Source organism: Streptomyces mayteni (assembly GCF_054783955.1).
The window spans coordinates 20798-27209 of sequence record NZ_BAAGPR010000110.1 but is presented as its reverse complement, the minus strand read 5'-3'; the positions used below and the strand labels follow the sequence as shown (position 1 = coordinate 27209).

At 69.8% G+C, this 6412-nt stretch carries 10 protein-coding genes; 3 read left to right on the top strand and 7 right to left on the bottom strand.

The genetic code is table 11. From position 1 onward, the window contains the following. Positions 1-99 precede the first annotated feature (99 nt). Positions 100-777, top strand: a complete 678-nt coding sequence (locus ACYVPE_RS32620) for a macro domain-containing protein (protein WP_461037397.1) — start codon at positions 100-102, stop codon at positions 775-777. Positions 778-791: 14 nt separating this feature from the next. Here the strand turns inward: ACYVPE_RS32620 and ACYVPE_RS32615 are convergent, their stop codons facing one another. The 5 genes from ACYVPE_RS32615 to ACYVPE_RS32595 form a co-directional block, all read right to left on the bottom strand. Further along, complete coding sequence (locus ACYVPE_RS32615) at positions 792-1001, bottom strand: hypothetical protein (RefSeq protein WP_461037396.1); 210 nt, start codon at positions 999-1001, stop codon at positions 792-794. A gap of 51 nt (positions 1002-1052) precedes the next feature. Next, on the bottom strand, positions 1053-1697 hold the full coding sequence (locus tag ACYVPE_RS32610; protein ID WP_461037395.1) for a helix-turn-helix transcriptional regulator: 645 nt from the start codon (positions 1695-1697) through the stop codon (positions 1053-1055). A gap of 139 nt (positions 1698-1836) precedes the next feature. Further along, on the bottom strand, positions 1837-3285 hold the full coding sequence (locus ACYVPE_RS32605) for a helix-turn-helix domain-containing protein (protein WP_461037394.1): 1449 nt from the start codon (positions 3283-3285) through the stop codon (positions 1837-1839). Positions 3286-3310: 25 nt separating this feature from the next. Beyond that, positions 3311-3628 (bottom strand): DUF7848 domain-containing protein, encoded by a 318-nt coding sequence (locus ACYVPE_RS32600; protein WP_461037393.1) that lies wholly within the window; start codon positions 3626-3628, stop codon positions 3311-3313. After that, complete coding sequence (locus tag ACYVPE_RS32595; RefSeq protein WP_461037392.1) at positions 3628-3837, bottom strand: hypothetical protein; 210 nt, start codon at positions 3835-3837, stop codon at positions 3628-3630. Before ACYVPE_RS32595 ends, ACYVPE_RS32600 begins: the two co-directional genes overlap by 1 nt. A gap of 116 nt (positions 3838-3953) precedes the next feature. Here ACYVPE_RS32595 and ACYVPE_RS32590 point away from each other — a divergent pair, with 116 nt between their 5' ends. Both ACYVPE_RS32590 and ACYVPE_RS32585 read left to right on the top strand, forming a co-directional pair. Next, a complete protein-coding gene (locus ACYVPE_RS32590) occupies positions 3954-4838 on the top strand; it encodes a helix-turn-helix domain-containing protein (protein ID WP_461037391.1) in 885 nt (294 codons plus the stop codon). Then, complete coding sequence (locus ACYVPE_RS32585; protein WP_461037390.1) at positions 4780-4977, top strand: DUF397 domain-containing protein; 198 nt, start codon at positions 4780-4782, stop codon at positions 4975-4977. Before ACYVPE_RS32590 ends, ACYVPE_RS32585 begins: the two co-directional genes overlap by 59 nt. Here ACYVPE_RS32585 and ACYVPE_RS32580 read toward each other — a convergent pair. After that, a complete protein-coding gene (locus tag ACYVPE_RS32580) occupies positions 4964-5359 on the bottom strand; it encodes a hypothetical protein (protein WP_461037389.1) in 396 nt (131 codons plus the stop codon). The genes ACYVPE_RS32585 and ACYVPE_RS32580 overlap by 14 nt on opposite strands. 12 nt (positions 5360-5371) lie before the next feature. Further along, positions 5372-6394 carry an Rv2578c family radical SAM protein gene (locus ACYVPE_RS32575; protein ID WP_461037388.1) on the bottom strand — a complete coding sequence of 341 codons (1023 nt, stop codon included), beginning with the start codon at positions 6392-6394 and terminating at the stop codon, positions 5372-5374. Between the last annotated feature and the right edge of the window lie 18 nt (positions 6395-6412).

Below are 6412 nucleotides of genomic sequence, written 5' to 3'. Positions count from 1 at the left end.
ACAACATCGGCTAAACCATGACAGCCACCCCCAGGGTCCCCGGGTCCGCTGATCTTACGAAGGACCAGCTCAAACCCACATGAAGAAAGGTATGGAACCATGACCGTGGACCACGCGCAGTCGCCGCTCAGGGTGGTGCTGATCGACACCAACTCCGCAGTGGTGGAGGCGTGGCGCGCGGCCTTCGCCGACAGCCCCGAGATCGAGATCCGCACCGGCTCGATCCTCGACGAGGACGTCGACGCCTGGGTCAGCCCCACCAACTCCCGTGGCCGGATGGACGGCGGGGTGGACGCGGTCATCAAGCGGTACCTCGGCGCGGGCATCCAGCTGCGGGTGCAGAAGGCGATCAGGAGCGAGTTCGCCGGGGCCCTCCCCGTGGGCAGCGCGGTGTGCGTGCCGTCCGGGGCGGTCAAGCCGAGGTTCCTGATCTCCACGCCGACGATGGAGTCGTCGTCGCAGAACGTCAGCGAGACCCTGAACGTGGCCCTGGCCTGCGCGGCCGCCTTCCAGGCGATCCACCGGCAGAACGCGAAGGCGCCGGGCGGCATCCGCTCGGTGGCCCTCGTCGGCATGGGCGCCAGGACCGGCCGGGTGCCGGCCCGGGTCTGCGCCAACCTGATGTGGTCGGGCCACGCCCTCTTCCACGACCACTCCTTCGCGAGCTACGACGAGCTGCGCACCACGATCGTCGCCCAACTCGACGACCTCGAGAGCGCCCCCGTGGAGCAGCGGGTCCGGATAGCCACGCCGAAGCGGGCCGCCTCACGCCACTGACGCACGGATCGGGGTCACGACCGCTTCGGGAACTTCCACAACCGGCGGCAGTTCTTCGCCGGCGGCGGTTCGCGCACCAGGGCGTAGGGCGGGGGCTGCTTCGCGGACGCCTCGTCTTCCTGCGCGGGGGTGGGGGCCGTGCTCGCCAGGACGGCGAAGGTCGCGGTGATTCCCAGGATCGTGCGGGAACCGGTCCGCCGGCGACCTGACCGATGACGGTTCATGCGGTGAGTTCCTTCCGGGTGCGGCTGCCGATCCGGCTGCCGAGGCACGCCTCAGAGCCTGGACGCTCGGCCGTCGGAAGTCGTTGACGCGGGGCACCCGGCTTGTTGACGCTCCGTCACCCGCGTGGCGCCCACCCGGTAGTCCCTCGGGGGCAAGCCGTAGACCGCGCGGAAGGTCCGTGAGAAGACGGCGGCATCGGTGAAACCCCAGCGGGCGGCGATCCGGTGCACGGGCACTGCCCGGTGCGCGGGGTCGGCCAGCTGACGGCGAGCGCCTTCGAGCCGCTCGTGGCGGATCCAGGCGGCAAGGGTGGTGTCGTGCCCGAGAGTCCGGAATATCCGGTGCAGGTAGCCGACGGATATGTGGTGGGCCGCCGCGATGGTCCCAGGGGACAGGTCCGGATCGCCCAGGTGGCGCCGGACGAACGCCTGGACGCGCAGCGCGAGGGCGTGGGCCTGGCCCGGGGGCTCCGCCGACCTGGTCTCCAGCGTGCTGGCGAGCAGGTCGATCACCGCCCTCTCCAGGTGCGGTACGTCCAGCTTCACCAACTCCGAGGTGGTGCCGGCGTCCTGGGCGGGCTGGGCGTCGTCGAGCAGGTACACGCCGCTCTCGGCCGTCCCGTGGATCACGAAGACGAGGTGGTAGACCTCGGGGCCGGCCGACACGTCGGCCGACCGGAACACCGTCCTGATCATCAGGCCCCCTGGGCGATCGACAACCACGCCAGGTCGTGCCCGACGCGGTAGATGATTCGTCAGCAGGACGGTAGAAGGGGGAATATCCCCGATTCAAAGTGCACGGCGCGCACTTCTTCGCGCGTTTTGTGCACCAGGCTCAGAGACCCCGGGCGGCGTGGATCCGGAGGGCGTGGACGATGTCGTGGAGGCCGACGCCGGTGGTCAGCAGGTCACGGCCGAGCACGGCCTCGGCCGTGCGTAGGTGGGCGCGGACGGTGTTGCGGTTGATACCGATGCGGCGGGCGGCCTCCTGGGCGTCGGTGTTGGCGTCGATCCACGCCTCAAGGGTGGTGCGTTGTGGAGCCGGCAGCGGACGGAGGAAGGTCCGTGCCCAGGCGACCGGACGTTCGCCGCGCAGGAGGTCGTCCAGGGCCGGGGGCGTGCGCGGCTCGTCGGGCTCGGGCCCGGCGGCGGAAGCGGAGAGAACGAAGGCCAGGTGGAGGGTGGCCCGGGAGCGGACATCGGCCAGATCCAGGTCGAGACTCTGTTCCGCTCGTCTGATGTGGGCGGTGACGGTGTTGCGGCTCATGTTGAGCAGTTGGGACACGGCACCTCGGGGCACGGCCATCAGCATGCGGGTGACGTCGGCGGTGAGCGGCGACAGGGGTACCAGCGGGCGCACCACGGAGCGGGCCCAGGCGAGTGCGGGCCCACGGGGCAGCACCCGCTCCAGATCCGTGTGCCCCTGGTGGGAGACCACCCGGTTGGACGTGGCGCGGGCGGCGGCCAGGGCGTGGGCGGCCTGGCTGTACGCGCTGGCCGTCGCGCTGAGCGGATGCGGGCCGCTGATGCCGAGCGCGTACCCGGGCGTGTCCCGCGCCAGGCGGCGCAGCGCCTCGCCGTGGCCGCCGGCCTGACCCTCGGCGACGAGGCAGATCAGGTGCTCGTGGAAGATGGGACACTCGACCATCAGATCCGCGCCGTGGTAGCCGGAGGGATCCTGGAACGCCCGCTCGACCCGGGCGCGTTGCGGCGGCGGGCAGTGGAGGAGATGGATCCGTAGCCGATCGGTCTCCAGTAACGGCGGCACGCCACCGGTCGTCATGCGGCGGGCCAGCGTCACATCCCCCGCGAGCAGCGCCGAGAACACGGCGAACCGCACCTGACGGGCCTTGTGCCGGTACCCGTGCCAGGTCCGCTCGCCGTCCTCGGCACGGCGCAGCAGCGTGAGGACGCTGCCGGTGTGCGAGGCCAGCGCGACCGTCTCCTGGCTCAGCGGTGACCGGGCTGCGGTCACCAGCACGAGGCGCGCGTCGTGCGCGTCCAGGGCTTCACCGTGCACGTGCCAGGCGCCGGCCCTGGTCGCCGCCGCGGCGACCTGCCCGCCGGACAACCGGGCGAGCAGCGGGGCGAGCGGAGGCAGGATCTCCCGGGGGAAACCCGCGGTGGACGATTCGAGCGTGCCGATGTCGTCCTCCGCGATCAGCCCGACCTGCGCGCCGGTCTGCCGGTGCAGCCACTCCAGGATTCCGCCGGCACCCGGCTCGGAGCTGCCGGACGCCAGGCGTCTCACCTCGCGGAGCAGTCCGTCGATCCCTCCGACCATGGCTTCTTCCTCCCACTCGCCGGCCCTACTGCCTCGGCGAGACGACCCAGGGGCGGGTCAGGGTCTCCATGTAGCTGTGGTGCGTCGGATTGGCGGCCGCGTGCCGCAACTGCCAGTCCTGGACCCGCCCGAACTCGACGTGCCGCGGCGACCGTTGGCCGCAGGTCTCGCACCTTATACGGTGGGTCATCGCCGGCGCGTCCGCCGCCCGGTCCGGCTCGCTGACCAGCAGCGAGCGGCCGAGGATCGGGTAACCGCCCATCGTGTGGCGACGGTTGCGGTCGCTGGTGGCGTTGGCCTGCCGCAGCAATGCTTCCAGCGACGGCCGCCGGTCCGGCGCCATCAGGCGCACCCCCGGAGCACGGACGCCAGCTTGCGGGCCATCGCCAGGTTGCAGCACCCCAGGTCTACGAGCGGCCGGTTGGCCTCGGCGGTGCAGGACGCGAGGTCCACACGGAGCGACGGCAGCACGACGCCGACATCCGCCAGCGCCAACCGCACCTCCTCGGCGGCCGATTCCGCATCCCTGAGTCGCTCGGCGGTCGTCGTCATGGCTGGTTCCCCTTCGGGTTCGTTTTCACGGAATGTGGCTCCAGCATGACCCTGCGGTACTAGCTTGGGCAGGGGTTTGACGTGGCCCATGCAGCAAGCAATCGAAGGAGTGGCCGATGGACCAGCGGCACGGCGATGTGATCCCGCCCCTCACCCCCCGGGGCCTCCTGGGCTACGAGGCCCGCCGCCTCCGTGAGGAACAGAAGCTGTCCCTCAACGACGTGGCCAAGATCGCGGCGTGCGACAAGACGTATCTCAGCCGAGTCGAGCGGGCGGAGAAGTTCCCCAGCGAGATCTTCATCGTGGCGCTGGACAAGGCGCTCGGCGCGGGCGGTCTCCTCAAGCGGCTGTGGGAGGCGGCCTACCACAACGTGTTCCCGGACTACGTCCGGCGCTTCATGGAGCTGGAAGCCAAAGCCAGCAAGATGCACAAGTACATGGTCCAGACGGTGCCCGGGCTGTGGCAGACGGAACACTACGCGCGTGCGTTGATCAGTGCGTTCAACCCCACGGCGCCCGCCGAGCGCATCGAGGAGCTGGTTGTGGCCCGGCTGGCCAGGCAACGCATCCTGACCGCGCAGAAGCCGCCGCTGTACTGGGTGGTGCTCGATGAGGCGGTTCTGCGACGTGCGGTCGGTGGTGCGCACATCATGGCCGACCAGCTGTCACATGTGGTCGCTATGGCCAAGCGACCGAACTGTGTCGTGCAGGTGTTGCCATTCAGCGCGGGGGAACACGCCCTCCAGGATGGCTCCTTGACTATGCTCTCGTTCACGAACGACCAGGACATGGCCTACATGGAGGGTGTGAAGTCCGGGCATCTGGTCGAAGCGCGGGACGAAGTGGAGGGCCTGGGCTTTCGTTACGATCTGGTGCGTGCGAAGGCGCTCTCTCCGGAGACGTCTGTAGACGTGATTCAGCAGGCGGTGGAGGAGTTCAGCGATGTGCAGACCCAGGCCGGCGAACATCCGGTGGCGCAAGTCGAGCTACAGCAACGGTGATGGTGCCGATTGCGTTGAAGTGATGGACGGCCTGGCCGGCATACTTCCGGTGCGCGACAGCAAGGTCCCCTCCGGGGACGTCGTGACGTTCGCCGCGCCCGCGTGGGCGGCTTTCGTCGCGCGCCTCAGGGAGTCGTGACCTCCTGGGTCATCAGCACGATCGTGCTGGCCACGCACACCACGGACAGGAAGCCGACAAGCCAGGCCGTCACGAGTCCGTCGGGTCGCGCCGCGCCCGCGTTCGTGGCCTCGGTCAGGCGCTTGCGGATCGGGAGGAGGGCGACCGGGACGGAGAAGAACGCGACGCTGTACAGGAAGAGGAGTACCGAAGCGGGCTGGGGCGCCGACTGGATCGCCACTATGACAAGGCCACCGAGCACCGCTGGTACGACGTAGGGCGCGGGTCTGGATCGTCTGGCGGTCTTCACATCCCTGAGCAAGTCCCGCATGATCAGCATGAAGAACGCGGTCGCGACGACGGCGATCAGGACCCAGCCCGTCTCGGATATCGATAGCAGCATGGCCGGAGGCTCTCACAGGATGGTGAGCTGGGTCGGCTCCGGTTCTGCCGGAACCTCCGGTATCCGCCGGTGGGATCCCGGCCTCGCGGCCGGGCCGATGCCGTATTCGGCGGCCAGTTCGTGCACCTGGCCGGTGATGCGCCGCTGGTACCACTTGGGGGCGTAGGCGCCCCCTCCGTACATGACCTCGTAGTTGCGGACCAGCCTCGGGTGGTGCGCGGCCAGCCACTGCATGAACCACTCCCGCGCGCCCGGCCGCAGGTGCAACGCGAGTGGCGTCACCGACTGGGCGCCGGCCGCCGCGATGGCCCGCACGGTCTCCCGTAGCTGCGCCGGCGCGTCCGTCAGATTGGGGATCACCGGCGCCATCAGCACGCCGCAGGGGATGCCGACGTCCGTCAGTTGGCGGATGACGTCGAGGCGCCGTTCCGGCGCCGGCGTGCCGGGTTCGATCGTGCGCCACATCGCCTGGTCCACGAAGCCGACCGAGACCGAGATGCCGACGTCCGTGACCGCCGCCGCCTGCCGCAGCAGTTCCAGGTCCCGCAGGATCAACGTGCCCTTGGTGAGGATCGAGAACGGGTTGGCGTAGTCCCGGAGCGCGCCGATGATGCCGGGCATTAGCCGGTATCGGCCCTCCGCCCGCTGGTAGCAGTCGACGTTCGTGCCCATCGCGATGTGCTCGCCGTGCCAGCGCCGCGAGGCCAGCTCGCGGCGCAGCAGGTCGGGCGCGTTGACCTTCACCACGATCTGGGTGTCGAAGCCGATGCCGGTGTCCAGATCCAGATAGCTGTGCGTCTTGCGCGCGAAGCAGTACACGCACGCGTGGGAGCAGCCCCGGTACGGGTTGATCGTCCACTCGAACGGCATCCGGGAGGCGCCGGGGACCCGGTTGACGATCGACCTCGCCCGCACCTCGTGGAACGTGATGCCCCGGAATTCCGGGGTGTCGAAGGTCCTGGTGACCACGTCCGTGCCGAACAGCGCGGGTGGCGCGGTGGCCGTCGGGCCATCGCTCAGGTTGTTCCAGCGCATGGACTCTCCTCACCGTTC

What these genes read in the sequence shown, in the direction of transcription:
- ACYVPE_RS32620 (WP_461037397.1), top strand. Translation starts at nt 100, where the DNA reads ATGACCGTGGACCACGCGCAGTCGCCGCTCAGGGTGGTGCTGATCGAC.
- ACYVPE_RS32615 (WP_461037396.1), bottom strand. Translation starts at nt 1,001, where the DNA reads ATGAACCGTCATCGGTCAGGTCGCCGGCGGACCGGTTCCCGCACGATC.
- ACYVPE_RS32610 (WP_461037395.1), bottom strand. Translation starts at nt 1,697, where the DNA reads ATGATCAGGACGGTGTTCCGGTCGGCCGACGTGTCGGCCGGCCCCGAG.
- ACYVPE_RS32605 (WP_461037394.1), bottom strand. Translation starts at nt 3,285, where the DNA reads ATGGTCGGAGGGATCGACGGACTGCTCCGCGAGGTGAGACGCCTGGCG.
- ACYVPE_RS32600 (WP_461037393.1), bottom strand. Translation starts at nt 3,628, where the DNA reads ATGGCGCCGGACCGGCGGCCGTCGCTGGAAGCATTGCTGCGGCAGGCC.
- ACYVPE_RS32595 (WP_461037392.1), bottom strand. Translation starts at nt 3,837, where the DNA reads ATGACGACGACCGCCGAGCGACTCAGGGATGCGGAATCGGCCGCCGAG.
- ACYVPE_RS32590 (WP_461037391.1), top strand. Translation starts at nt 3,954, where the DNA reads ATGGACCAGCGGCACGGCGATGTGATCCCGCCCCTCACCCCCCGGGGC.
- ACYVPE_RS32585 (WP_461037390.1), top strand. Translation starts at nt 4,780, where the DNA reads ATGTGCAGACCCAGGCCGGCGAACATCCGGTGGCGCAAGTCGAGCTAC.
- ACYVPE_RS32580 (WP_461037389.1), bottom strand. Translation starts at nt 5,359, where the DNA reads ATGCTGCTATCGATATCCGAGACGGGCTGGGTCCTGATCGCCGTCGTC.
- ACYVPE_RS32575 (WP_461037388.1), bottom strand. Translation starts at nt 6,394, where the DNA reads ATGCGCTGGAACAACCTGAGCGATGGCCCGACGGCCACCGCGCCACCC.